Origin of the sequence: Pseudomonas sp. NPDC089392, assembly GCF_044749595.1 — a bacterium.
In the GTDB taxonomy this organism is placed as follows: domain Bacteria; phylum Pseudomonadota; class Gammaproteobacteria; order Pseudomonadales; family Pseudomonadaceae; genus Aquipseudomonas.
This window is the reverse complement of sequence record NZ_JBIVIF010000007.1, coordinates 152780-174316: the sequence shown is the minus strand read 5'-3', so window position 1 is coordinate 174316 and position 21537 is coordinate 152780. Positions and strand designations below refer to the sequence as shown.

General features: G+C 63.8%; 24 protein-coding genes. 8 read left to right on the top strand and 16 right to left on the bottom strand.

Annotated elements, in window-relative coordinates; all coding sequences use genetic code 11:
* Positions 1-45: 45 nt before the first annotated feature.
* The gene (gene mvaT, locus ACIP1G_RS09675) at positions 46-423 is read left to right on the top strand and encodes a histone-like nucleoid-structuring protein MvaT (protein ID WP_060497979.1); all 378 of its coding nucleotides are present in this window, start codon (positions 46-48) and stop codon (positions 421-423) included.
* Positions 424-508: 85 nt separating this feature from the next.
* On the opposite strand, the gene sbcB is transcribed toward mvaT, so the two are convergent.
* The 3 genes from sbcB to ACIP1G_RS09660 form a co-directional block, all read right to left on the bottom strand.
* A complete protein-coding gene (gene sbcB, locus ACIP1G_RS09670; protein WP_400735896.1) occupies positions 509-1942 on the bottom strand; it encodes an exodeoxyribonuclease I in 1434 nt (477 codons plus the stop codon).
* Positions 1943-1999: 57 nt separating this feature from the next.
* A complete protein-coding gene (locus ACIP1G_RS09665; RefSeq protein ID WP_400735893.1) occupies positions 2000-2359 on the bottom strand; it encodes a PilZ domain-containing protein in 360 nt (119 codons plus the stop codon).
* Positions 2360-2482: 123 nt separating this feature from the next.
* Positions 2483-2869, bottom strand: coding sequence for a tol-pal system YbgF family protein (locus ACIP1G_RS09660; protein WP_400735890.1), 387 nt, complete (start codon positions 2867-2869; stop codon positions 2483-2485).
* A 179-nt stretch (positions 2870-3048) separates the two neighbouring features.
* Here ACIP1G_RS09660 and pyk point away from each other — a divergent pair, with 179 nt between their 5' ends.
* Entirely contained in the window at positions 3049-4503 is a 1455-nt protein-coding gene (gene pyk / locus ACIP1G_RS09655) for a pyruvate kinase (protein WP_110742660.1), read from the top strand.
* A gap of 199 nt (positions 4504-4702) precedes the next feature.
* Here the strand turns inward: pyk and ACIP1G_RS09650 are convergent, their stop codons facing one another.
* Positions 4703-5623: an iron-sulfur-binding ferredoxin reductase gene (locus ACIP1G_RS09650; protein WP_400735886.1), complete on the bottom strand. Its 921-nt coding sequence runs from the start codon at positions 5621-5623 to the stop codon at positions 4703-4705.
* A 365-nt stretch (positions 5624-5988) separates the two neighbouring features.
* Here ACIP1G_RS09650 and ACIP1G_RS09645 point away from each other — a divergent pair, with 365 nt between their 5' ends.
* Positions 5989-7512 (top strand): fumarate hydratase, encoded by a 1524-nt coding sequence (locus tag ACIP1G_RS09645; protein ID WP_346642524.1) that lies wholly within the window; start codon positions 5989-5991, stop codon positions 7510-7512.
* Positions 7513-7648: 136 nt separating this feature from the next.
* On the opposite strand, the gene ACIP1G_RS09640 is transcribed toward ACIP1G_RS09645, so the two are convergent.
* Together ACIP1G_RS09640 and ACIP1G_RS09635 are read right to left on the bottom strand one after the other, a co-directional pair.
* Positions 7649-8521 carry a carbon-nitrogen hydrolase family protein gene (locus ACIP1G_RS09640; RefSeq protein WP_400735883.1) on the bottom strand — a complete coding sequence of 291 codons (873 nt, stop codon included), beginning with the start codon at positions 8519-8521 and terminating at the stop codon, positions 7649-7651.
* Complete coding sequence (locus ACIP1G_RS09635) at positions 8518-9108, bottom strand: GNAT family N-acetyltransferase (RefSeq protein WP_400735880.1); 591 nt, start codon at positions 9106-9108, stop codon at positions 8518-8520. Before ACIP1G_RS09635 ends, ACIP1G_RS09640 begins: the two co-directional genes overlap by 4 nt.
* Before the next feature lie 115 nt (positions 9109-9223).
* Here ACIP1G_RS09635 and ACIP1G_RS09630 point away from each other — a divergent pair, with 115 nt between their 5' ends.
* The gene (locus ACIP1G_RS09630) at positions 9224-9622 is read left to right on the top strand and encodes a nuclear transport factor 2 family protein (RefSeq protein ID WP_008090272.1); all 399 of its coding nucleotides are present in this window, start codon (positions 9224-9226) and stop codon (positions 9620-9622) included.
* Positions 9623-9746: 124 nt separating this feature from the next.
* Here the strand turns inward: ACIP1G_RS09630 and ACIP1G_RS09625 are convergent, their stop codons facing one another.
* The 6 genes from ACIP1G_RS09625 to ACIP1G_RS09600 all read right to left on the bottom strand — a co-directional run bounded on the left by ACIP1G_RS09625 (position 9747) and on the right by ACIP1G_RS09600 (position 14605).
* Positions 9747-10325, bottom strand: a complete 579-nt coding sequence (locus tag ACIP1G_RS09625) for a DJ-1/PfpI family protein (RefSeq protein ID WP_400735877.1) — start codon at positions 10323-10325, stop codon at positions 9747-9749.
* A 51-nt stretch (positions 10326-10376) separates the two neighbouring features.
* Positions 10377-11534: a phosphatidylserine/phosphatidylglycerophosphate/cardiolipin synthase family protein gene (locus tag ACIP1G_RS09620; RefSeq protein ID WP_400735874.1), complete on the bottom strand. Its 1158-nt coding sequence runs from the start codon at positions 11532-11534 to the stop codon at positions 10377-10379.
* A 1-nt stretch (position 11535) separates the two neighbouring features.
* Positions 11536-12117 carry a YceI family protein gene (locus ACIP1G_RS09615; protein WP_400735872.1) on the bottom strand — a complete coding sequence of 194 codons (582 nt, stop codon included), beginning with the start codon at positions 12115-12117 and terminating at the stop codon, positions 11536-11538.
* A gap of 44 nt (positions 12118-12161) precedes the next feature.
* On the bottom strand, positions 12162-12458 hold the full coding sequence (locus ACIP1G_RS09610; protein WP_400735869.1) for an amidase: 297 nt from the start codon (positions 12456-12458) through the stop codon (positions 12162-12164).
* Complete coding sequence (locus ACIP1G_RS09605; protein WP_400735866.1) at positions 12455-13537, bottom strand: serine hydrolase domain-containing protein; 1083 nt, start codon at positions 13535-13537, stop codon at positions 12455-12457. The genes ACIP1G_RS09610 and ACIP1G_RS09605 overlap by 4 nt, the downstream gene beginning before the upstream one ends.
* 180 nt (positions 13538-13717) lie before the next feature.
* Complete coding sequence (locus ACIP1G_RS09600; RefSeq protein ID WP_400735863.1) at positions 13718-14605, bottom strand: acyl-CoA dehydrogenase; 888 nt, start codon at positions 14603-14605, stop codon at positions 13718-13720.
* Positions 14606-14754: 149 nt separating this feature from the next.
* Here ACIP1G_RS09600 and olsB point away from each other — a divergent pair, with 149 nt between their 5' ends.
* Both olsB and ACIP1G_RS09590 read left to right on the top strand, forming a co-directional pair.
* Positions 14755-15510 (top strand): L-ornithine N(alpha)-acyltransferase, encoded by a 756-nt coding sequence (olsB, locus tag ACIP1G_RS09595; RefSeq protein ID WP_400735860.1) that lies wholly within the window; start codon positions 14755-14757, stop codon positions 15508-15510.
* Positions 15510-16298: a lysophospholipid acyltransferase family protein gene (locus ACIP1G_RS09590; RefSeq protein WP_400735857.1), complete on the top strand. Its 789-nt coding sequence runs from the start codon at positions 15510-15512 to the stop codon at positions 16296-16298. Before olsB ends, ACIP1G_RS09590 begins: the two co-directional genes overlap by 1 nt.
* Positions 16299-16429: 131 nt before the next feature.
* Here ACIP1G_RS09590 and ACIP1G_RS09585 read toward each other — a convergent pair whose 3' ends face one another.
* A complete protein-coding gene (locus ACIP1G_RS09585; protein ID WP_400735854.1) occupies positions 16430-17014 on the bottom strand; it encodes an ACP phosphodiesterase in 585 nt (194 codons plus the stop codon).
* Between the two features lie 150 nt (positions 17015-17164).
* Between ACIP1G_RS09585 and ACIP1G_RS09580 the strand changes: the two genes are divergently transcribed.
* Both ACIP1G_RS09580 and ACIP1G_RS09575 read left to right on the top strand, forming a co-directional pair.
* Positions 17165-17467 carry a helix-turn-helix transcriptional regulator gene (locus tag ACIP1G_RS09580; protein ID WP_016498090.1) on the top strand — a complete coding sequence of 101 codons (303 nt, stop codon included), beginning with the start codon at positions 17165-17167 and terminating at the stop codon, positions 17465-17467.
* Positions 17468-17483: 16 nt separating this feature from the next.
* Positions 17484-18533 (top strand): alkene reductase, encoded by a 1050-nt coding sequence (locus ACIP1G_RS09575; RefSeq protein WP_400735851.1) that lies wholly within the window; start codon positions 17484-17486, stop codon positions 18531-18533.
* 123 nt (positions 18534-18656) lie between these two features.
* Here ACIP1G_RS09575 and ACIP1G_RS09570 read toward each other — a convergent pair whose 3' ends face one another.
* From ACIP1G_RS09570 to ACIP1G_RS09560, 3 genes are all read right to left on the bottom strand, one after another.
* On the bottom strand, positions 18657-19481 hold the full coding sequence (locus tag ACIP1G_RS09570; RefSeq protein WP_400735849.1) for an ATPase: 825 nt from the start codon (positions 19479-19481) through the stop codon (positions 18657-18659).
* An 87-nt stretch (positions 19482-19568) separates the two neighbouring features.
* Complete coding sequence (locus ACIP1G_RS09565) at positions 19569-20564, bottom strand: NAD-dependent epimerase/dehydratase family protein (protein WP_400735846.1); 996 nt, start codon at positions 20562-20564, stop codon at positions 19569-19571.
* Positions 20565-20613: 49 nt separating this feature from the next.
* Entirely contained in the window at positions 20614-21504 is an 891-nt protein-coding gene (locus tag ACIP1G_RS09560; RefSeq protein WP_400735844.1) for a LysR family transcriptional regulator ArgP, read from the bottom strand.
* Positions 21505-21537: the final 33 nt, after the last annotated feature.

Genomic DNA, 21537 nt, shown 5'->3' with positions numbered 1-21537 from the left:
TATTATTGCCCCACACATTTCTGAACACGCATTAAGGAACACTCCATGTCCCTGATCAACGAGTACCGTGCCACCGAAGAGGCCATCAAGGAACTTCAAGCTCGCCTGGCCAACCTGTCCCAGGATGACAAGCTGAAGAAAGAACTGGAGTTCGAAGGCAAACTGCGCACGCTGATGGGCGAGTACTCCAAGTCGCTGCGCGACGTGATTGCCCTGCTCGACCCAGAGTCGAAACTGAGCAAGGCACCTCGTGGTGCGGTCAAGGCTGTTGCCACCAAGCGCGCGCGCAAGGTCAAGCAATACAAGAACCCGCACAACGGTGAAGTGATCGAAACCAAAGGCGGCAACCACAAGACCCTGAAAGAGTGGAAAGCCACTTGGGGCGGCGATGTCGTTGAAAGCTGGGCCACCCTGCTGGACTGATTGTCCGCATACGCCTTTTGCTTATCGCAACAAAAACGCCGGCACATCGCCGGCGTTTTTGTTTGTCAGTGCTTTCACTCAGTGCTTAGCCAATTGCATACTGTGCCTGCAATTGCCGGGCATGAGCCTGCCAGGCCTCCAGCACACGCCGGCCCGCCTCGTCAGCGCCCTCCCAGGCTTGCTGGCGCGCCTGTTCGAAGTCGCCCATCGTATTCGGCGCGCCCCACTGCGGGTCACTCAAACGCTGCTGGCAGAAAGCAAACCAGCGTTGCCGCTCTTCACTGCTCAAGGTCTCAGGGAAGTTACGCGCCCGATAGCGGAACAACAGCTCCGGCAAACGCGGGTCATCGAACATCCAGTGCCCACTGCTCAACTGCGCAGGTTCCAGCGCACGAACTTGCTCACATACGCGCCGGTCACGGTCACCGATAAAGCCATCATACAACTGCTGTTCCGGGTCTTCACTCGGGGCGAAGTCTTCCTTGCCGTAGATGTGCTCCAGCTTGTCTTGCCATTGCGCCTGTTGATTGGCCAACTGTTCGCCGCGCAATTGTAACAACGTCAAGTCCAGGCCCAATCGCTGTTGATCGGCCGGGCGCAATACCGACAGCGGCGCCAATACCGGGCAGCGATTAATTTGCACCAGTTTCAGCGGCACCGGTAATTCACCCTCGGCCAACTCATCATGGCGGGTGTACAAGCGCTGACGCAGAACTTCAGCACTTTCCCGCAGTAATGGTAGGGTTTCCTGATGCAGGTCGCAGACAATCAGTGCGTTGCGATTACGTGGGTGCCAGGCCAGTGGCAGTACGACCCCCAGGTAATTACGCGCCGCCGAAAAGCGCCCGGATATATGCACCAGCGGCTGCAACAAACGGATCTGCTCCATCACTTTATGCTTGCTGCGCAACTGGAACAGCCAGTCATACAACTTGGGCTGTTTCTGCCGGATCAGACGGGCCAGTGCGATGGTCGCCCGCACGTCGGAAAGCGCTTCGTGGGCATGCCCATGGTCAATGCCATTGGCCTTGCTGAGCAACTCCAGGCGCAGGCTGGTACGCCCATCTTGTTGCGGCCATTGAATGCCGTCCGGGCGCAGCGCATAGGCCGTGCGCACGATGTCGATCAGGTCCCAGCGGCTGTTGCCACCCTGCCACTCACGGGCATAGGGGTCGAAAAAGTTACGGTACAGGCTGTAGCGGGTCACTTCATCGTCGAAGCGCAAGGTGTTGTAGCCGGCACCGCAGGTGCCTGGGCGCGCCAGCTGTTCATGAACGCGGGTCATGAATTCGGCTTCGCACAGCCCTTGTTCGGCCAGTTGCTGCGGGGTAATGCCGGTCACCAGGCAAGCGGCCGGGTGCGGCAGGATGTCGTCGGAGGGCTGGCAGTACAGGCTGATCGGCTCGTCGATCTCGTTGAGGTCGAAGTCTGTGCGCACACCGGCCACCTGCAGCGGCCGGTCGCAGCGCGGGTTGATGCCGGTGGTTTCGTAGTCGTGCCAGAAAATGCTGGAGGTCACGGGGTCGTCCTGTATCGAGGTCGACCCGATTCTAGCGCGATTCCAGACAGCCAAGGCTCAGACGGAAGCGTTGGCCGGGCGAAAGCTGAAATAGTCGCGCAGCGAGTGTACGAATTCATCGTACTCGCGCGGGGCCTGCAGCAGCATGAAGCCCGAATCGTAGTGCCCGGGCGTCTGGTCCTCACGACACCACAGGCAACTGGCGGTCAGGTTGATGAACTGATGCCCGCCGCCGGCCAGCGGCAAGCGTAACTGCAGCTCGTAATCGGGACCGACCAGCACAGGTAGCTGGCTGATGACCATCAAGCCGTCTTCGGAGGCATTACCCAACTGGCCGATCGCCTGGTCGGTAAAACGATTGAACACCTTGAGGACACAAGGCAGCTGATGACGTTCGATATGGCGCTTGTTGAACATGATCGCGAGTGTATTCCGTACCTGGTGCCAGGAATACAAGGTACTGGCGGTTGTTGTAACAGCTGAGTTACAGATTAGCGCAGCGCGCGCCGCAAATCTCGTGAAATAAACCACACCTTGGTGTTAGCGCCAAGGTGTGGTCGTCACCGGGCTGGCCACGGCTGCTTCGCCACCGCGCAGATGGCCGAGTTTTTCCAGGGTCTGCAGGCGCGCCTGGGCGCGATAGGCATATTCGTTGCCCGGGTACTGCTGGACCAGGTACCGGTAGGTCTGCGCAGCATCCACGTACAACGCCTCGCGCTCCAGGCACTGGCCACGCAGCAGCGACACTTCGGGGTGGATGAACGGTCGTGCGCGGCTGGTGCGGTCGACCTGCGACAACTCGAGCATGACCCGGGAACAATCACCACGGTCGTAGGCACGGTAGGCATTGTTCAGGTGGTGGTCCATGGACCAGCGGGTGCAGCCGACGGCGCTGGCGGCCAGGGCTAAAATGATCAGGGCTCGCATGGGGATCTCCTTTGATGCCAGTGTATCGGCGTTTGCCTGCAAATCTTCACACCCTTTTGCAAGGATACCCTGCCCGTTCAAATGCCACCCTGCCTTGGTCGCAGGTAGTGCAACGGAACAATGACTACAGCGCATTTGAGGAGTAGCCTTTCGCTGCGCTTCACTATAGGAGTCTGTGCATGAGCATCCGCCGTACCAAAATCGTCGCCACCCTTGGCCCCGCCAGCAACTCGCCGGAAGTGATCGAACAGCTGATCCTCGCCGGCCTGGACGTGGCACGCCTGAACTTCTCCCACGGCACGCCGGACGAGCACAAGGCCCGCGCCCGCCTGATCCGTGACATCGCCGCCAAGAACGGCCGCCATGTCGCACTGCTGGGCGACCTGCAGGGTCCGAAGATCCGCATCGCCAAGTTCGCCAACAAGCGCATCGAACTGAAGATCGGTGACAAATTCACCTTCTCCACCGCCCACCCGCTGACCGAAGGCAACCAGGACATCGTCGGTATCGACTACCCCGACCTGGTCAAGGACTGCGGCGTTGGTGACGAACTGCTGCTCGACGATGGCCGCGTGGTCATGCGCGTCGAGACCGCCACCGCAGACGCCCTGCACTGCGTGGTGATCATCGGTGGCCCGCTGTCGGACCACAAAGGCATCAACCGTAAAGGTGGCGGCCTGACCGCACCGGCCCTGACCGAAAAAGACAAGGCCGACATCAAGCTGGCTGCGGAAATGGACCTGGACTACCTGGCCGTATCGTTCCCGCGTGATGCCAGCGACATGGAATACGCGCGCAAGCTGCGTGACGAGTCCGGCGGCAGCGCCTGGCTGGTGGCCAAGATCGAACGCGCCGAAGCGGTGGCGGACGACGAGACCCTCGACAAGCTGATCCTCGCCTCCGACGCCGTCATGGTTGCCCGTGGCGACCTGGGCGTGGAAATCGGCGACGCCGAGCTGATCGCCATCCAGAAAAAGATCATCCAGCACGCCCGCCGCAACAACAAGGCGGTGATCGTGGCGACCCAGATGATGGAGTCGATGATCCAGAACCCGATGCCGACCCGTGCCGAAGTGTCCGACGTGGCCAACGCCGTGCTGGACAACACCGACGCGGTGATGCTGTCGGCAGAAAGTGCCGCCGGTTCCTACCCGATCGAAGCTGTACAGGCCATGGCCCGTATCTGCTCGGGCGCCGAAAAGCACCCGACCAGCCAGAAGTCCAGCCACCGCCTGCACACCACCTTCGAGCGCTGCGACGAAAGCATCGCCCTGGCGGCCATGTACACGGCCAACCACTTCCCGGGCGTGAAGGCGATCATCGCCCTGACCGAAAGCGGCTACACCCCGCTGATCATGTCGCGCCTGCGTTCGCACGTACCGATCTTCGCCCTGTCGCCGCACCGCGCTACCCAGGCCCGTGCCAACATGTTCCGCGGCGTCTACCCGATTGCCTTCGACCCGGCTTCGCTGCCGGCCGACAAGGTCAGCCAGGCGGCCGTTGACGAGCTGCTCAAGCGTGGCCTGGTGGAGCAAGGTGACTGGGTGATCCTGACCAAGGGTGACAGCTACCACACCATCGGTGGTACCAATGGCATGAAGATCTTGCATGTCGGTGATCCGCTGGTTGGCTGATTGCTCCAGATGGGGCCGCTTTGCAGAACAGGGCTCTATGTAGGAGCAGCCTTGTGCTGCGAATGTCCGGTACAGGTCAAGCACTTGTATCAGCCATGCGGCCCTCTTCGCAGCACAAGGCTGCTCCTACAAGGGTTTGCATCCCCCTGTAGGAGCGGCCTTGTGTCGCGATTGGAGGGCAAAGCCCTCCCCAGCTCATTCAAACATGTTCAACGAACACATCAGCAAACACCTGCCCCCGCGGCACCCCGGCAATAAACAGCCGCCGCGCAAACCGCTCGACACTCCCCGCCGCCCCACACACTAGCGCCACCGTCTGTCGCGAAGACGGCCGTAACCCGGCCAGTGCTTCATCCAGCTGCTCTGCCAGCACCAGCTCGACATTCACCCCTGGCAACTGCAACAGCGGCTCCGCCAGATAGTGCCCGGCCTGATCCCGCGCCACATGCACCAGCCGAATCTCTCCCCGATGCCCCTGCCGCAAGGCCTCGCGCAAGATGCCCCACAAGGGTGCCAAGCCGGTACCCGCTGCCAGCAACCACAGCGGCCGCTCCTGCCAGTCCGGGTCGTAATGCAAAGCCCCGCCTCTCAGCTCACCCAGGCGCATTTCATCGCCAACTTGCAACCCCCGCGCCTTGTCACAAAACGCGCCAGGCCGTTGGCAATCGATATGAAACTCAAGGAAGTCATCTTCGCCCGGCAGGCTGGCCAGGGAATAAGGCCGTGCGACTTCGCCCAGCCACAGCACCACATGCTGACCGGCCTGATAACGAAGCGCGCGCTCAGGCCGCAACCGCACGCGCAACACATCGCTGAACCAGTCCAGCGCACTGACCTTGGCCGACACCCCATCGCGCTGCGGGTCGAACAGTGCCACGTGCAAGTCTTCGACCACCCGGCATTGGCAAGCCAGGCGCCAACCCTGGGCATGCTTGTCCAGGGCCAGGGCCTCGGGCATGGCATCCAGCGGTTGCCCTGCCTGGCAGTGCACCAGGCAGGCATGGCAGCTGCCGGCGCGGCAACTGTAGGGCACGTTCAGCCCGGCCTCATTAAGGGCATCGAGCAAGTTGCTGCCGGTCGGCACCGCCCAGCGGCGCTCGCCCACGCAAAGTTCGGGCATGTTCAGGTATCTCTTCCTGCTTCAGATTGTTGAGGGCGCTTTGCGCCCCGATCGCGACGCAAGGCCGCTCCTACAGGCAATCGCGATCCAATGTAGGAGCGGCCTTGTGCCGCGAATGGGCTGCACAGCAGCCCCCATCGATATTAAGGCCAACCACAAGCGTCAGCAGCAAAAAGGATGCCTGCTCCCCAACCGACCATGGTCCAGACCACTCGCAGGTGTTTCACGCGGTGAGGCACGCTATACTGCCGCGCCCTTTTGCGTCGGCCATGCTGCCGGCGCGCCTTTGCAAGGCGTTTCGACATGCTGGTCGGCACCGTCGAACGTCTCTATGAATGTTCCCGTCTTTAAGAGGAGCGCGCTGCATGACCGTGATCAAGCAAGACGACCTGATTCAGAGCGTCGCCGACGCCCTGCAATTCATCTCGTACTACCACCCCGTCGATTTCATCCAGGCCATGCACGAGGCCTATCTGCGTGAAGAGTCGCCTGCTGCACGCGATTCCATCGCCCAGATCCTGATCAACTCGCGCATGTGCGCCACCGGCCACCGCCCGATCTGCCAGGACACCGGTATCGTTACCGTGTTCGTACGCGTAGGCATGGACGTGCGCTGGGACGGCGCCACCCTGAGCGTCGACGACATGATCAACGAAGGTGTGCGTCGCGCCTACAACCTGCCTGAAAACGTCCTGCGTGCTTCGATCCTGGCCGACCCGGCCGGTGCCCGCAAGAACACCAAGGACAACACCCCGGCAGTGATCCACTACTCCATCGTCCCCGGCGACAAGGTCGAGGTCGATGTCGCAGCCAAGGGCGGCGGCTCGGAGAACAAGTCGAAGATGGCCATGCTCAACCCGTCCGACTCGATCGTCGACTGGGTACTGAAGACCGTGCCGACCATGGGCGCTGGCTGGTGCCCGCCTGGCATGCTCGGCATCGGCATCGGCGGTACCGCCGAGAAGGCCGCCGTGATGGCCAAGGAAGTGTTGATGGAATCCATCGACATCCATGAGCTGAAAGCCCGTGGCCCGCAGAACCGCCTGGAAGAAATCCGCCTGGAGCTGTTCGACAAGGTCAACCAGCTGGGCATCGGCGCCCAGGGCCTGGGTGGCCTGACCACCGTGCTCGACGTCAAGATCATGGACTACCCGACCCACGCCGCCTCGCTGCCGGTGTGCATGATCCCTAACTGCGCCGCCACCCGCCACGCCCACTTCGTACTCGATGGCTCCGGCCCGGCCGAGCTGGAAGCGCCGTCGCTGGACGCCTACCCGGAAATCGTCTGGGAAGCCGGCCCGAGCGCCCGTCGCGTCAACCTCGACGACATCACCCCGGAAGAAGTCGCCAGCTGGAAGCCGGGCGAAACCATCCTGCTCAACGGCAAGATGCTGACCGGCCGCGATGCTGCGCACAAGCGCATGGTCGAAATGCTCAACCGTGGCGAGGAGCTGCCGGTAGACCTGAAAGGCCGCTTCATCTACTACGTTGGCCCGGTCGACCCGGTTGGTGACGAAGTGGTAGGCCCAGCCGGCCCGACCACCGCTACCCGCATGGACAAGTTCACCCGCCAGATTCTTGAGCAGACCGGCCTGCTGGGCATGATCGGCAAGTCCGAGCGTGGCCCGACCGCCATCGAAGCGATCAAGGACAACAAGGCCGTGTACCTGATGGCCGTTGGCGGCGCTGCCTACCTGGTGGCCCAGGCCATCCGCAAGTCGAAGGTCCTGGCCTTCGCCGAGCTGGGCATGGAAGCGATCTACGAGTTCGAGGTCAAGGACATGCCGGTTACCGTCGCCGTCGACAGCAACGGTGAGTCGGTGCACATCACTGGCCCTGCCCTGTGGCAGAGCAAGATTGCCGAGAGCCTGGCAGTCGAAGTGAAGTAAGCCTGATGTAACTGCGGCGCCTGCTTCGCGGCGGTTCGACGCCTCGATGAACCCGCTCCCACAGGGACTCCACAGGACTTGAATCTGTGATGATCCTGTGGGAGCGGGTTCACCCGCGAAGAGGCCGCCCCTGTTCTCACAGAATCCGGTCAAACTGCTCCGGCCAGTCCCTACGGGTAAATACCTGCCCCTCCCGCCTCACCCGCCGCACTTCTTCCAGATCCACCTCACACACCAGCCATTGGCTACTCAGCGGGCTTAGCGCTTCACTCAACGCCAGCACCCCATCCCCCGGCATCCCATGATCCGGCGGCACGAACAACCCTGCCCGGCCGATATTCTCATCCAGCGCTGGCGACCAAGGCGCCAACCCCACCGTAGGGCTTTGCAACACGGCAATCTGGTTCTCCAGCGCCCGCGCCTGGGCACCAATCCGCACCCGGTGGTAACCCGCCTCGGTATCGGTACAGCTGGGTGCCAGGATCAGGTCGGCACCCGCCTCGGCCAGGCGCCGGGCCAGCATCGGGAATTCGTTGTCGTAACAGATCAGAATGCCCAGGCGCCCCAGTTCGGTGTCGAACACCTGTAGCCCCTGCCCTGCGGCAATGCCCCACTGCTCGCGCTCGAAGCGGGTCATCATCAGCTTGTCCTGGTAGCCCAGCACGCCCTTGGGGCCGAACAGCCAGGCCCGGTTGCGGTAGCGCCCATCGCCGTCCAGCACCGGCACGCTACCCGGTTGCAGGTAGATGCCCCAGCGCCGGGCAATGCTCTCGCACAGTGCCTTCCAGGGCTCGATCAGCGGCTGGATGCCAGCAATGGAAGCCTTCAGGTCACCCCGTTGCTCAACACTCAACTGGCCGCTGAGCACCAGCCCGGCATACTCCGGCAGCAACAACAGGCGGGCCCCCGCCTCCACTGCCTCGGCGCACAGGCTCTGCAGGTGGTCGGCGTAGGCGTCCCAGGTTTCATGCAGCTCGATGGCGTACTGGCAGGCCGCAAGGCGGATCAAATCGGCAGCTCCTTGGTCCAGAACGACATCAGCTTGTCGGAGCTTTGCGCCTCGTCCAGGTCGCGCCAGGCATAGCGGGTGCGCAGCGACGGGTCGTGCAGGAAGCCGCGGTTGCGCCAGAAGCCGTGCAACGGCTTGTAGTCCGCAGGCCGACGTGGGTGCACGCCTGGCCGCTCCACCGCGCAGAACGCGCAGTAATCGAACTCGGCCAGTTTGTGCGCGTAGGACTCGCGTTCAATGAAAAAGCGCACCCCCAGGCCCTGACCGCGGTATTCCGGCAGTACCAGCGACTCACCGAAGTAATACACGCTGGCCGGGTCACGGCCCTGGGCCAGGAACGGCTGCTGGAACTCAGGGGCAACATCCACCAGCGGCAGGCCGGTGGAGGCGCCAACGACCTTGCCGTCGTCCAGCGCCAGCACAACCAGGCTGCGCCCAGAGCGGGCATAAGTGGCCAGGTAGTTGGCCTCGTACTCCGGGGTGCCGTCGTAGAGATAGGGAAACTCGCGGAACACGGTAAGGCGCAGGCGAGCGAGGTCATCGATGTAAGGCGCGATAGCGGCGCCGTGCAACAGGCGTATTTCCATGCTTGGCGGTCGTTTTGTCGATGTGGATGACGCGCTCGGCTAAGCCGGGCTTGAGGGGAAACCCTATCATCCGAGGCAACGACCCGCCTTTTCCCTACACGACAGGTATTGTTCCATGACCGCTACCGAACTGGTAAATGCTTACTACGCCGCCTTCAACGCTGGCGACATGCCGAGCTTCCTGGCACTGCTGAGCGAGGACGTGATCCACGACATCAACCAGGGCGAGCGGCAGATGGGCAAGGCCAGGTTTGCGGCGTTCATGGACAAGATGAACCGCTGCTACCGCGAGCGCCTGGCCGACATCGTGGTGATGCAGAACGCCGACGGCAGCCGCGCGGCGGCGGAGTTCACCGTGCATGGGGAGTATCTGGCCGACGACGAGGGGTTGCCGGCGGCCAATGGGCAGACCTATGTGCTGCCGGCGGGGGCGTTCTTCTATATCCACTGCGGCAAGATTGCCCGGGTGACCAACTACTACAACCTCAATGACTGGGTTGAGCAGGTAGGTTAAGCCTGGCAGGGGTGTATAGCCTGTACTGGCCTCTTCGCGGGTGAACCCGCTCCTACAGGGATCGCTCAGGTTTTGAAATGTGTGGTGATCCTGTGGGAGCGGGTTCCCCCGCGAAGAGGCCCGGTCAGTCGATACGGGTGCCCAGCACCTTGAGGAAGGCCGCCAGCCATGCCGGGTGCGCTGGCCACGCTGGCGCAGTCACCAGGTTGCCATCCACATGCGCCTGGTCCACCGCAATATCGATGAACTTGCCACCCGCCAGGCGCACTTCCGGCGCACACGCCGGGTAGGCGCTGCACTCGCGCCCTTCCAGTACCCCCGCCGCCGCCAGCAACTGTGCACCATGGCACACCGCCGCAATCGGCTTGCCTGCCGCGTCGAACGCCCGCACCAGCTCCAACACCTTCTCATCCAGGCGCAGGTACTCCGGTGCACGGCCACCGGGGATCAGCAGCGCGTCGTAACTCTCGGGCCGTACCCGTACAAAGTCGTAGTTCAGGGCAAAGTTGTGCCCAGGCTTTTCGCTGTAGGTCTGTTCACCCTCGAAATCATGAATCGCGGTACGCACGGTCTGCCCCGCCAGCTTCTCCGGGCACACGGCATGTACCGTGTGGCCGACCATGCTCAGCGCCTGGAACGGCACCATTGCCTCGTAATCCTCGACGTAATCGCCGACCAGCATGAGAATTTTCTTCGCCGTCATCGCATCCACTCCTTCCATTGCCCGTGAACAGTCATTGCACGATAGCCGCTATCAGTCGCGGCGGTCGAGCAAGTTCACCACCAGGCGATCGAGCCACCCCCATAACCGCTGCTTGACCCGCCGCCACAGGGGCCGGGCATGCCAGTGGGCAAGGTCGACTTCTTCGCTCAGGGCAAAGTCGCGCTCGAAGCTGGCGACCACGGCCGCCGTCAGCGGCGGGTCCAGCGCCTCGATGTTGGCTTCAAGGTTGAAGCGCAGGTTCCAGTGGTCGAAGTTGCACGACCCGACGCTGACCCAGTCGTCCACCACGGCCATTTTCAGGTGCAGGAAGCACGGCTGGTACTCGAAAATGCGCACCCCGGCACGCAGCAGGCGCGGGTAGTAGCGGTGCCCGGCATAGCGCACCGAGGGGTGATCGGTGCGTGGGCCGGTCAGCAGCAGGCGTACATCCAGGCCCTTGCTGGCGGCACGGCGCAACGAGCGGCGCACGCTCCAGGTCGGCAAGAAGTAGGGCGTGGCCAGCCACACCCGTTGCTTGCCACTGTTCAGTGCCCGCACCAGCGCATGCAGGATGTCCTGGTGCTGGCGGGCGTCGGCATAGGCCACCCGGCCCATGCCCTGCCCCTGCGCAGGCACCTTGGGCAGGCGCTGCAGGCCAAAGCCCTCGGCGGGGCGCCAGGCCGTGCGGCGGTTGTTGGCGTGCCACTGGCGGTCGAACAGCAACTGCCAGTCGTTCACCACCGGGCCTTGCATCTGCACCATCACTTCGTGCCATTCACTGGTCGCCTGATCCGGCGTCCAGAACTCGTCGGTAACCCCCGTGCCGCCCACCGCAGCCCAGCGTTCGTCCACCAGTAGCAGCTTGCGGTGGTCGCGGTACAGGTTGCGCAGGCCACGCTTCCAGCGCAGGCGGTTATACCAGCGCAGGTACACACCGGCTTCCAGCAGGCGCTGGCGCAGGGCACTGTTGAAGGCCAGCGAGCCGTAGTCGTCGAACAGGCAGCGCACGCGCACGCCACGCCGGGCGGCCTGCTCCAGCGCTTCGACCACCGCCTCGGCGCAAGCGCCGGCTTCGACCAGGTACAGTTCCAGGTCGACCTGGAACTCGGCGCGCATGATCGCCGTGAGCATGCGCGGAAAGAATTCGGGGCCGTCGATCAGCAGTTCGAACTGGTTGCCATCCCGCCAGGGGAAGACCGGCCCCGGCATGTCAGCGGGCGGTGAAGATCAGCACCGCACTCACCGGCACCGACGGGTTGATGGACTTCAACTTGGCAAACTTGCGCAGGCTTTCCAGCCCCGGTAGCAAACCGAAATCCTCGGCGCGCAGCACCAGTGGCTCAAGGGTCACTACCTGGAAGCGCCGCGCATCCAGGCGGGTGGCCAACAACAGGGCGTTGTAGCTGTGCGAGCGGCCATGCAGGGTGACAGTCAGCGGCAAGCGCAGCTCGATCTGCGCGCCGTCGGCCAGGTCGTTGATCGGCCGCAGGTCGAGCTGCGCCTTCACTGTGGCCTCGGTGAAGCGCTCGACCTCGAACAGGTTGTCGCGCATTTGCTCGTCACGCAGCGGAATGCCGCTGCTCACCGAGTCCATCTCGATGCTCAACCCCGCCACGCCCTTGCGGTCGACCGAGCCATGCAGCACCAGGAAGCGGTGCACTTCGGCAGTATCACCGTTCTTGCCGGTAATGAACGACAGGCGCGACGATTCGCCATCGAGGTGCCAATTGGCGTGGGCGGGCAGGCATAAAGCCAGCAACAGGGCGGGGAGCAGACGGGGCAGCTTGAACATGACAGATCTCGTGAAACCAAGCCGCCAACCTTACCCGCCCGCCTTCATGGCAGCAAGCGGCAGCCCTCACGTGGGCCTTGCCAGGCAGCCTGGTTACGCCGGCCCAGGCCCGCGGCGGTAACCTGCCGCTGCGGGGTGTTTTCCTCCAGCAGGCTCAGCGGCAGCCATTGCTTTACGTAACCTTGGCAGTAGGCCTGCTCGAAGCCCATGACGAAGCGGCACGAGCAGTATTCCTTGGCCGAGTAGGCCGAGAGGATGCCGGGGAAGTCGGCCAGGCCCTGGCGCTCGTGCCAAGCCCAGTACAACAGCCCCAGCAGCACCAGCAACAAGACCCGCTTCATGCGCCCTCCCCGGCCAATGCCGCCAGTACCCGCTTGAGCAGTTCGTCGTGCTGGTAACTGCCGTCGCGGTCATCGGCATAGCGCACGATCACCAGCTTTTGCGCGGGCAGTATGTACAGCGCCTGGCCCCAATGCCCCAGGGCGGCGTAGGTGTCAGCCGGCGCACTCGGCCAGGGCCGTGCTGCGCCGGCCAGCGGCTGGTTGAGCCACCAATGGCCACCGGGGTTGGCCTCGCCAGGCACTGCTTGGGCCTGGGCAAACGGCGTGCGGTTGAAGGCCACCCAGGCTTCAGGCAGCAGTTGCCGGCCCTGCCAGCGCCCGTCGCGCTGCATCAGCAAGCCGATGCGCGCCAGGTCGCGGGCGCTCAGGTACAGATAGGAAGACCCCACGTAGGTGCCCGCCCGGTCGCGCTCCCACACCGCACTGTCGATCCCCAGCGGGGTGAACAGCGCGTGCCAGGGGTAATCGGCATACTGCCCGGCATCGAGCATGCCACGCAGTGCGGCGGCCAGCAGGTTGCTGTCGCCACTGGAATAGAGAAAACGCTGGCCGGGGCTGGCCGCCGTACCCCGCGCCGCCGTGTAGGCGGCCATGTCCTCGCGGCCACGGGTATACAGCATGGCCACCACCGAGGACTTGAGCGGGGCGTATTCGTAGTCTTCCTTCCAGTCCAGGCCACTGGCCCAGTGCAACAGGTCGGCCATGCGCACGTCAGGGTGGGTATCCATGAGTGGGTAGAAGCGGCTTGCCGCGTCTTGCAACTGGAAGCGGCCCTCGCCCTGGGCCACGCCCAGTAGCGTGGCGAGCACGCTCTTGCTTACCGACCAGGTCAGGTGCGCAGTGGAGGCAGTGGTGGGGGCGGCGTAGCGCTCGTGGAGGATGCGGCCATCGCGGATGATCAGCAGGGCGTCGGTGCGGACGCCATTGCGCTCGGAGGTGGTGTGGGTGGGGAAGGCATAGGCATCGACGGCTTGCCAGTTGAGGGTGGCGTTGTCGATTGGCCAGTCGGGATCCGGCCATTCCTCAGCCTTGGCGGATGCCATGGCCATGCAAAAAAGCAGCAGCAGACCTTTCAGCATCCTGTTTCAGGCTCGCGTTTTTTGGGGCTGCTCTGCAGCCCTTTCGCGACACAAGGCCGCTCCTACAGGTACAGCGCCAGGCCTGAAGCTGACGCGATCCCCTGTAGGAGCGGCCTTGTGTCGCGAAAGGGCCGCAAAGCGGCCCCAGGATTCATCGGTTCACGCAAACCTATCAGGCACTCATGACAATCCCGCAGCAGCCCAAGCCTTGTTCAGCCGCTTCTCCCGCGCCGCCATCGCCAACGCCATCACCCCCTGGTCGCGCTGCCAGATCTCGGCCCAATGCGCCGGCCCCGTCGCCAACGCCGCATCAATCTCCCCGCGCAGCGCCTGGAACTGCGCAAACAACCCACCCAGCAACAAATGGCAACCCACACTATCGGCACACTGTCGGCTGCCCTCGGCACACCCCGCCAGCAGCCCAAGCAATTGCAAGCGCACGCCCTGCGGCCAGGCGCATTCCTGCCCCACGCCATACAACCAGGCCGTCAACGCCGTGAGCACATACAAGTCTTCCAGCGAGCGGAACGGCTTCACATAGGCATCCCAACCATCGCCGGCCAGCAACTCGCACGCTGCCTGCTCCAGCAGCAACCGGCCATGGCCCACCTCCGGCATCAGCGGCAGGGTCGGCAATGGCTCCAGCGTCACCCCCGGTTCCCCGGGGTAGACCACCGCCAGGCTCAACTGCGGCGCCGCGCCCGGCACTTCACTGCGCGCCGCCACCAACAACCACTCCGCCTCCAGGCCCGCCGTGACGAAATCCTTGCTGCCTGTCAGCCGCAAGCCGTCCAGACGCGTGTGCATGTCCGCCGGCCGCACACTGCGCCGCTCAGTGGCACACAAGGCCCCGAGGCTGGGCGGCGCGCTGGGCCACAGCACGCGCAAGGCCGCCTGGTAGCCCACCAGGAAGGCCAAACCCGGGGTGGCCATCGCGCGCCCGCCAAGGGCCGCCAGTTCGAACGGGGCGACCGGGCCGAGGCGCTCGAGCAGCGCGGCATAGGTTTCGCCCAGGGTCCCCGCCAACGCTTGGCGAAGCGGGTCGTTGAGTCGTTGCAACCAGGCCATTGAACAGCTCCTTGCTGGGGCTTCTGGGAAGGGTGTCACGCAAGCATCACCAAAGATTCACTGAGGTGACACCCCGTCTACCTAGGCTGACTTTGCACAACAAAGCCGACCGGCCGCAACCCTTCATGGCTGGCTTATGGAGACTCGTAATGACTCGGATCGCTCACTCTGGCGACAACAGCACTGAACGCCGTCTGCAAGCCGAACGCCTGGTTGGCGCCGAGGCGCTGCAAGAGGCCCAGGCCCTGCGCTACAAAGTGTTCAGCGCAGAATTCAAAGCCAAGCTCAAAGGTGCCGAGCAGGGCCTGGACATGGACGACTACGACGTGCACTGCCGCCATATTGGCGTTCGTGACCTGAGCACCGGCGAGCTGGTGGCCACCACCCGCCTGCTCGACCATCAGGCTGCCAGCAGCCTGGGCCGCTTCTACAGCGAAGAAGAATTCAGCCTGCACGGCCTGTTGCAACTGCAAGGCCCGATCCTCGAACTGGGCCGCACCTGCGTAGCCCCCGACTACCGCAACGGCGGCACCATCGCCGTGCTCTGGGGCGAACTGGCCGAGGTCCTCAACGAAGGCCGCTACAGCTACTTGATGGGCTGCGCCAGCATCCCCATGCAGGACGGCGGCGTACAGGCCCATGCCGTGATGCAGCGCCTGCGCGAGCGCTACCTGTGCACCGAACACCTGCGAGCCGAACCGAAGAACCCGCTGCCGAACCTGCCACTGCCCAATAACGTCATTGCCGAAATGCCGCCGCTGCTCAAGGCCTACATGCGCCTGGGCGCGAAGATTTGCGGCGAGCCATGCTGGGACGAAGACTTCCAGGTCGCCGACGTGTTCATCCTGCTCAAGCGCGACGAGCTGTGCCCACGCTACGCCCGCCACTTCAAGGCGGCAGTCTGATGACGAAGCTGCGGGTACTGGCCCGCCTCGCCCGCCTGTTGCTGGTACTGGCGCTGGGCATGTTGATGGCCAGCGTGATCGCCCTCGGCGAACGCCTGGGCTTCAAGGCGCCCATCGAGCGCCGCCAGCGCTGGACCTGCCTGTTCATGAAGCGCCTGGTCGCCGCCCTGCCCTTCGACGTGCGGGTGGAGGGTGAGCTGCCGCAGCGGCCGATGCTGTGGGTCAGCAACCACGTTTCCTGGACCGATATCCCCCTGCTCGGCATGCTGCTGCCGCTGTCGTTCCTGTCCAAGGCCGAAGTGCGCCACTGGCCGGTGGCGGGCTGGCTGGCGGAAAAGGCCGGCACCCTGTTCATTCGCCGTGGCGGGGGTGACAGCCAGCGCCTGCGTGAGCAGATCGCCGGGCAACTGGGCCTGGCCCGCCCTCTGCTGATCTTCCCCGAAGGTACCACTACCAGCGGGCGCTCCCTGCGCACCTTCCACGGCCGCCTGCTGGCAGGCGCCATCGACCGAGGCGTGGCGGTACAGCCGGTGGCTATCCAGTACCTGCGTGATGGCCAGATCGACCCGATTGCGCCGTTCATTGGTGATGACGACCTGGTCTCGCACCTGATGCGCCTGTTTGCCCAGCCACGGGGTGAGGTGTGCATTCACCTGCTGCCGCCGATTGGCAGCGTGGGCAAGGAGCGTGCGGTGCTGGCGGTGCAGGCACAGCAGGCGATTCACCTGGCGCTGTTCGGGGTTGAAGACATTGAGATGGCGCCACGGCGGCAGGCGCGGGCTGCCTGAATTTTTGCACTGCCTGTGCCGGCCCTTTCGCGGGTAAACCCGCTCCTACGGGGACCGTGCAATCTTTGGGATCACACTATCCTTGTAGGAGCGGGTTCACCCGCGAAAGGGCCGGCACTGCCAACACAACACTAACTGTCAGACATCCGGCCAGCCGCCGCAAACACCTGCAGCTGCGGATAAAACTCGCGAAAATCCGCCATCAGCGGCTCATACAACCGCTCCAGCTCACCCATTACCCCAACCATCCCCTCCGGCCGCGACAACCTGCGGGCAATGCCGTTGAACACCTGTTCCAGCGTCGCGAAATCACCATACGCCCCCAACCAGTCATCCGCCGCCATGAACGGCGCAATCCGCGCCAGCCGCCCCGGTAGCTCGGGCTCCGCCAACAACACCCGATAAAAATCCTCGGTGAACTGCGCCAGCGGTTGCTCGGCATAATCGGCCCAGTGCCGCGCCAGGCAATGGTCGAAGAACACATCCAGCACAATCCCGGCAAAGCGCCGCCGCTCGCGCGGAAAGCGTGCCAGTGCTGCCAGCACCAGCGGGTGTTGGTCGGTATAGCTGTCGATATGCCGGTGCAGCCGGATGGCCGCCTCCAGCGCAGGCGGGAAGCGCCCGTCCAGCGAGCCTTTGACAAAGTCGCCATACAGGCTGCCAAGCAGTTGTTGCGGCGCCGGGCCGCCCAGGTGCAGGTGTGCGAGGTAGTTCATGAGCGCAGTCTAGCACCGCCTACCCATATATCGTTATAACGCGATATAGCGATTCGAGCTCAGCTCAGAACCTCTTCGTATTTGTATATCGTCAAATCACGATTTACATTTCGCCCTATCGCGATATACCGCTACAACGAGCCCCAACCCATGCCACTCGATCTCGACGAAATCATAAAAGCGCTGGCCCACCCGGTCAGGCGAGAAATCCTCAGCTGGCTGAAAGACCCGGCAACCCAATTCCCCGACCAGTACCACAGCACCGAAAACGGTGTATGTGCCGGGCAGATCGACCAACGCTGCGGCCTGTCGCAGTCGACCGTTTCCGCCCACCTGGCCACCTTGCAGCGCGCCGGGCTGATCAGCAGCCAGAAGATTGGCCAATGGCACTTCTTCAAACGCAACGAAGCCACCATCGAGGCGTTTCTCGAACAACTGCGCCAAGCGCTTTGACCAGCAGGTAACCGTTATGACCACGCTTTTCGATCCGATCACCCTGGGCGACCTGCAACTGCCCAACCGTATCATCATGGCCCCGCTCACCCGCTGCCGCGCCGATGAAGGCCGCGTGCCCAATGCGCTGATGGCCGAATACTACGTGCAGCGCGCCAGCGCCGGGCTGATCCTCAGCGAGGCGACCTCGGTCAGCGCCATGGGCGTCGGCTACCCGGATACCCCCGGTATCTGGAACGATGAGCAGGTGCGTGGCTGGAACAACGTGACCAAGGCCGTGCATGCCGCAGGCAGGCGCATGTTCCTGCAACTGTGGCACGTGGGCCGTATCTCTCACCCCAGCTACCTGAACGGCGAGTTGCCGGTAGCGCCCAGCGCGATCCAGCCCAAGGGCCATGTCAGCCTGGTGCGCCCGCTGAGTGACTACCCCACCCCGCGTGCGCTGGAAACCGAAGAAATCATCGACATCGTCGAGGCCTACCGCAGCGGTGCCGAGAATGCCAAGGCTGCCGGTTTCGATGGCGTGGAAATCCACGGCGCCAACGGCTACCTGCTCGACCAGTTCCTGCAAAGCAGCACCAACCAGCGCAGCGACCGTTATGGCGGCTCGCTGGAAAACCGCGCGCGCCTGCTGCTGGAAGTGACCGACGCAGCCATAGAAGTGTGGGGCGCGAACCGCGTAGGCGTACACCTGGCGCCGCGGGCAGATGCACATGACATGGGTGATGCTGATCGCGCCGAGACCTTTACCTATGTCGCCCGTGAACTGGGCAAGCGTGGGATCGCCTTCATCTGCTCGCGAGAGAAGGAAGCCGACGACAGCATCGGCCCGCTGATCAAGGAGGCGTTCGGTGGCCCGTACATCGTCAACGAGCGCTTCGACAAGGCGAGTGCCAATGCGGCCCTGGCCAGCGGCAAGGCGGATGCGGTGGCGTTTGGTGTGCCATTCATTGCCAACCCTGACCTGCCGGCACGGCTGGCGGCGGATGCGCCGTTGAACGAGGCACATCCCGAGACTTTCTATGGAAAGGGGCCGGTGGGGTACATCGATTATCCGCGGTTGTGACTGAAATCGCCGGGGCCGCTCTGCGGCCCTATCGCGACACAAGGCCGCTCCTACAAGGGAACGCGATCCCCTGTAGGAGCGGCCTTGTGTCGCGATCGGAGGGCAAAGCCCTCCCCTGCGATCTCAGGGCCGGGCGCTGATCTGCTGTTGCAGGTTCTGGATCTGGCTCTGCAGGGTGTTCAGGTTACGCGTGGTCTGCCCACGGAACGCATCGAACTCCTGCACCGATGCCCCACTGGACGCCGCCGCCGGGCGGTTTTCCATCTGCGTCTTGAGCACCAGCACATCCTGCTCCAGGCTTTCGATGGCGGCCTTCTGGCCACCCTGCTTCTTCAGTGCAGCCACCTCGTCGCTCAAGTTCTTGAGCTGCTCATCAAGCTTGCCGCCATCCACCTGGCCCGACTTCAAGGCCGCCAGCTCGGCATTCACTGCCTTCAATTGCGCCTGCAACTGGCCCTGCAGTTCGGTGACGGCCTTCTGCTGCTCACGCGTATCCTCCAGCACCCGCTCCAGGCGTTTGCCCAGGTCACCCGCCTGGCCAGCCACACCTTGCTGCTGCTTGCCCTGCTCGGCCAGGCTGGCCTGCAACTGGCGGATCTGCAGCTTGAGCGCTTCGCTGCCGGTGCTGACTGAAGACTCGCTGGCAGCAACCTTGCCGCTGATTGCCTGCAAGCGCCCAGCCGCGTCCTCGCTGATGCGGGCAAAGCTTTCCTGGGTCGCCACCAACTGCTGCTCCATCAGCGAAATCTGCTGGAAGCTCCACCAGCCCAGCCCCGCCAAGGCAATGAACGAAGCCCCCAGCAGCACCCACAACGCCCCGGTATTGGCAGGCCTGGCCGCCCTTTGGCGGCTGCGCGACACGTGCGCCGGCAACAGCTCGTCATCATCATGAGTACCGGCCCGCAAAGCAGGCACATCATCGAAATCGTCGTGAGCATCGTTGCGCATGGGTAGGTTCAACCGCGGTAGTAGCAAAGAGACAGGAGTATAAACCGCTCGCGCGGCGCACTGATGACCATCATCTGCGCGTCAGGTTCACTGCCCCATCGGCTGATGTTTCCACCAGGCACAGAACTCATCCAGCGCCGTCCACAGGCTGACCTTGGGCTGGTAGTCCAGGTACTGCCGGGCACGGCTGATATCCAGGGTGAAATCACGGTTCATCACCTGCATGCCCAAGCGCGAAAGGGTCGGTTGCGGGCGCCCTGGCCACAGCATGCAGGCCGCTTCGTTCAGCGCGGCCAGGCTGTAGGCCAGGCCGTAGGAACGGTAGCGGGTAACCTGCGGCAGCTGCATCTGGCGCATCACGTAGTTGACCACGTCCCACAGCGGCAGTGGCTGGCCGTTGCTGATGTTGTAGGCCTGGCCCAGCGCCCGGTCATCGGCGAACAGCGCACTGAGCATTGCCTCGTTGAGGTTGTGCACGCTGGTAAAGTCGACTTTGTTCAGGCCGTTGCCGATGATCGCCACCCGGCCTTTGCGCTGCATCTGCATCAGCCGCGGGAAAATGCTGGCATCGCCCGCACCGGTGACGAAGCGCGGGCGCAGCGCCAGCACCTCCAGGCCGAACTCCTGGGCACCGAAGACCTTCTGCTCGGCCAGGTGCTTGGTCTGCCCATAGTGGTCGTGGAAGCGGCGTGGCACCTGGTCTTCACGAATATCCAGGCGCGAGCGGCCATTGAAGTAGATAGAGGGTGACGACAGGTGTACCAGTCGCCGCACGTGCTCTTTCAGGCACCCTTCGACCACGTTCTCGGTAACCACCACATTGCCCTGGTAGAAGTCCTGGTAACGCCCCCAGTTGCCCACTGCGCCGGCGCAGTGCACCACGGCCTCGACGCCCTGGCACAAGCGGCGGGCCAACTCGGCATCACCCAAGTCGCCGGGAATGAACTGGGCGCCGCGCTTGACCAGGTGCTCGACCCCTTCAGCGCGGCGGCCGCTGACCCGCACGTCCAGGCCCTGCTCCAGGGCGAAGCGCGCAAAACGCCCGCCAATGAAGCCACTCGCGCCGGTCACCAGAATTCGCATGTAACACTCCGTCTTGCCAGATTTCAGATGCAACTGACGCCAGCCGTGGCTACAAGGGCACCAGCCATTGCCGTGCCGTGTGCCGCAGGTGGTCGGTCAGTTGCGCGAGCAGTTGCCCGCCATTGCGCCAATGATGCCAGTACAACGGTACATCGATGGGGGTATCACTGCAGATTTCCACCAGCTGCCCACTGGCCAGTTGCTCACGGGCTTGCAGTTCGGGCACCAGGCCCCAGCCCAGGCCGGCTTCGGTCATGCGCAAAAAGCCCTCGGACGACGGGCACAGGTGGTGCAGGAAACCGTCTTCGATACCCAGCGATGCCAGGTAGCGATGCTGCAGGAAGTCGTCCGGGCCGTATACGATCGCCGGGGTACGGGCCAGGCGCTCAGCGACAAAACCCTGGGGAAAATGCCGCGCCATGAACCCGGGGCTGGCCAGCGCCCGGTAGCGCATGGCGCCCAACGGCAGGCTGCGCGCCCCAGCCACCGGCCGCTCGCTGCCGCACAGGCAGGCTGCAACATCTCCCGCACGCATGCGTTTCAAGCCAACCTCCTGGTCTTCCACCACCAGGTCGGTCAGCACGTTCTGCTGCGCGCAGAAGTTGCCCACCGCAGCGGCCCACCAGGTGGCCAGGCTATCGGCGTTCAGGGCGATGCGCAGGCGCTCCGGCATGCCCTCTTCGTCCAGTGCCGGCACCTGGCGCTGCAAGTCGCGCTCTAGCAGGCGCACCTGCTGCACATGGTTAAGCAGTTGGCGGCCGACTTCGGTCGGGCTCGGCGGCGTGGCGCGCACCAGCACCGGCTGGCCCACCCGAGCCTCAAGCAGCTTGATGCGCTGGGAAATGGCCGACTGCGACAAACCCAGCACCTGCGCCGCACGCTCGAAACCGCCTTGTTCGATCACCGCCGCAAGGGCGGCCAGCAGCTTGTAGTCGAACATCAATTTTCCTAATGACGGATCAGCTTTATTTGT

Coding starts and splice junctions, on each gene's coding strand:
- ACIP1G_RS09665 (WP_400735893.1), bottom strand. CDS start 2,359: ATGTTCAACAAGCGCCATATCGAACGTCATCAGCTGCCTTGTGTCCTC.
- ACIP1G_RS09590 (WP_400735857.1), top strand. CDS start 15,510: ATGACGAAGCTGCGGGTACTGGCCCGCCTCGCCCGCCTGTTGCTGGTA.
- ACIP1G_RS09620 (WP_400735874.1), bottom strand. CDS start 11,534: ATGCCGGGGCCGGTCTTCCCCTGGCGGGATGGCAACCAGTTCGAACTG.
- ACIP1G_RS09625 (WP_400735877.1), bottom strand. CDS start 10,325: ATGACGGCGAAGAAAATTCTCATGCTGGTCGGCGATTACGTCGAGGAT.
- ACIP1G_RS09630 (WP_008090272.1), top strand. CDS start 9,224: ATGACCGCTACCGAACTGGTAAATGCTTACTACGCCGCCTTCAACGCT.
- ACIP1G_RS09605 (WP_400735866.1), bottom strand. CDS start 13,537: ATGCTGAAAGGTCTGCTGCTGCTTTTTTGCATGGCCATGGCATCCGCC.
- ACIP1G_RS09600 (WP_400735863.1), bottom strand. CDS start 14,605: ATGGCCTGGTTGCAACGACTCAACGACCCGCTTCGCCAAGCGTTGGCG.
- ACIP1G_RS09660 (WP_400735890.1), bottom strand. CDS start 2,869: ATGCGAGCCCTGATCATTTTAGCCCTGGCCGCCAGCGCCGTCGGCTGC.
- ACIP1G_RS09580 (WP_016498090.1), top strand. CDS start 17,165: ATGCCACTCGATCTCGACGAAATCATAAAAGCGCTGGCCCACCCGGTC.
- ACIP1G_RS09650 (WP_400735886.1), bottom strand. CDS start 5,623: ATGCCCGAACTTTGCGTGGGCGAGCGCCGCTGGGCGGTGCCGACCGGC.
- olsB (WP_400735860.1), top strand. CDS start 14,755: ATGACTCGGATCGCTCACTCTGGCGACAACAGCACTGAACGCCGTCTG.
- ACIP1G_RS09615 (WP_400735872.1), bottom strand. CDS start 12,117: ATGTTCAAGCTGCCCCGTCTGCTCCCCGCCCTGTTGCTGGCTTTATGC.
- ACIP1G_RS09570 (WP_400735849.1), bottom strand. CDS start 19,481: ATGCGCAACGATGCTCACGACGATTTCGATGATGTGCCTGCTTTGCGG.
- ACIP1G_RS09635 (WP_400735880.1), bottom strand. CDS start 9,108: ATGGAAATACGCCTGTTGCACGGCGCCGCTATCGCGCCTTACATCGAT.
- ACIP1G_RS09585 (WP_400735854.1), bottom strand. CDS start 17,014: ATGAACTACCTCGCACACCTGCACCTGGGCGGCCCGGCGCCGCAACAA.
- ACIP1G_RS09565 (WP_400735846.1), bottom strand. CDS start 20,564: ATGCGAATTCTGGTGACCGGCGCGAGTGGCTTCATTGGCGGGCGTTTT.
- ACIP1G_RS09575 (WP_400735851.1), top strand. CDS start 17,484: ATGACCACGCTTTTCGATCCGATCACCCTGGGCGACCTGCAACTGCCC.
- ACIP1G_RS09645 (WP_346642524.1), top strand. CDS start 5,989: ATGACCGTGATCAAGCAAGACGACCTGATTCAGAGCGTCGCCGACGCC.
- pyk (WP_110742660.1), top strand. CDS start 3,049: ATGAGCATCCGCCGTACCAAAATCGTCGCCACCCTTGGCCCCGCCAGC.
- ACIP1G_RS09610 (WP_400735869.1), bottom strand. CDS start 12,458: ATGAAGCGGGTCTTGTTGCTGGTGCTGCTGGGGCTGTTGTACTGGGCT.
- mvaT (WP_060497979.1), top strand. CDS start 46: ATGTCCCTGATCAACGAGTACCGTGCCACCGAAGAGGCCATCAAGGAA.
- ACIP1G_RS09560 (WP_400735844.1), bottom strand. CDS start 21,504: ATGTTCGACTACAAGCTGCTGGCCGCCCTTGCGGCGGTGATCGAACAA.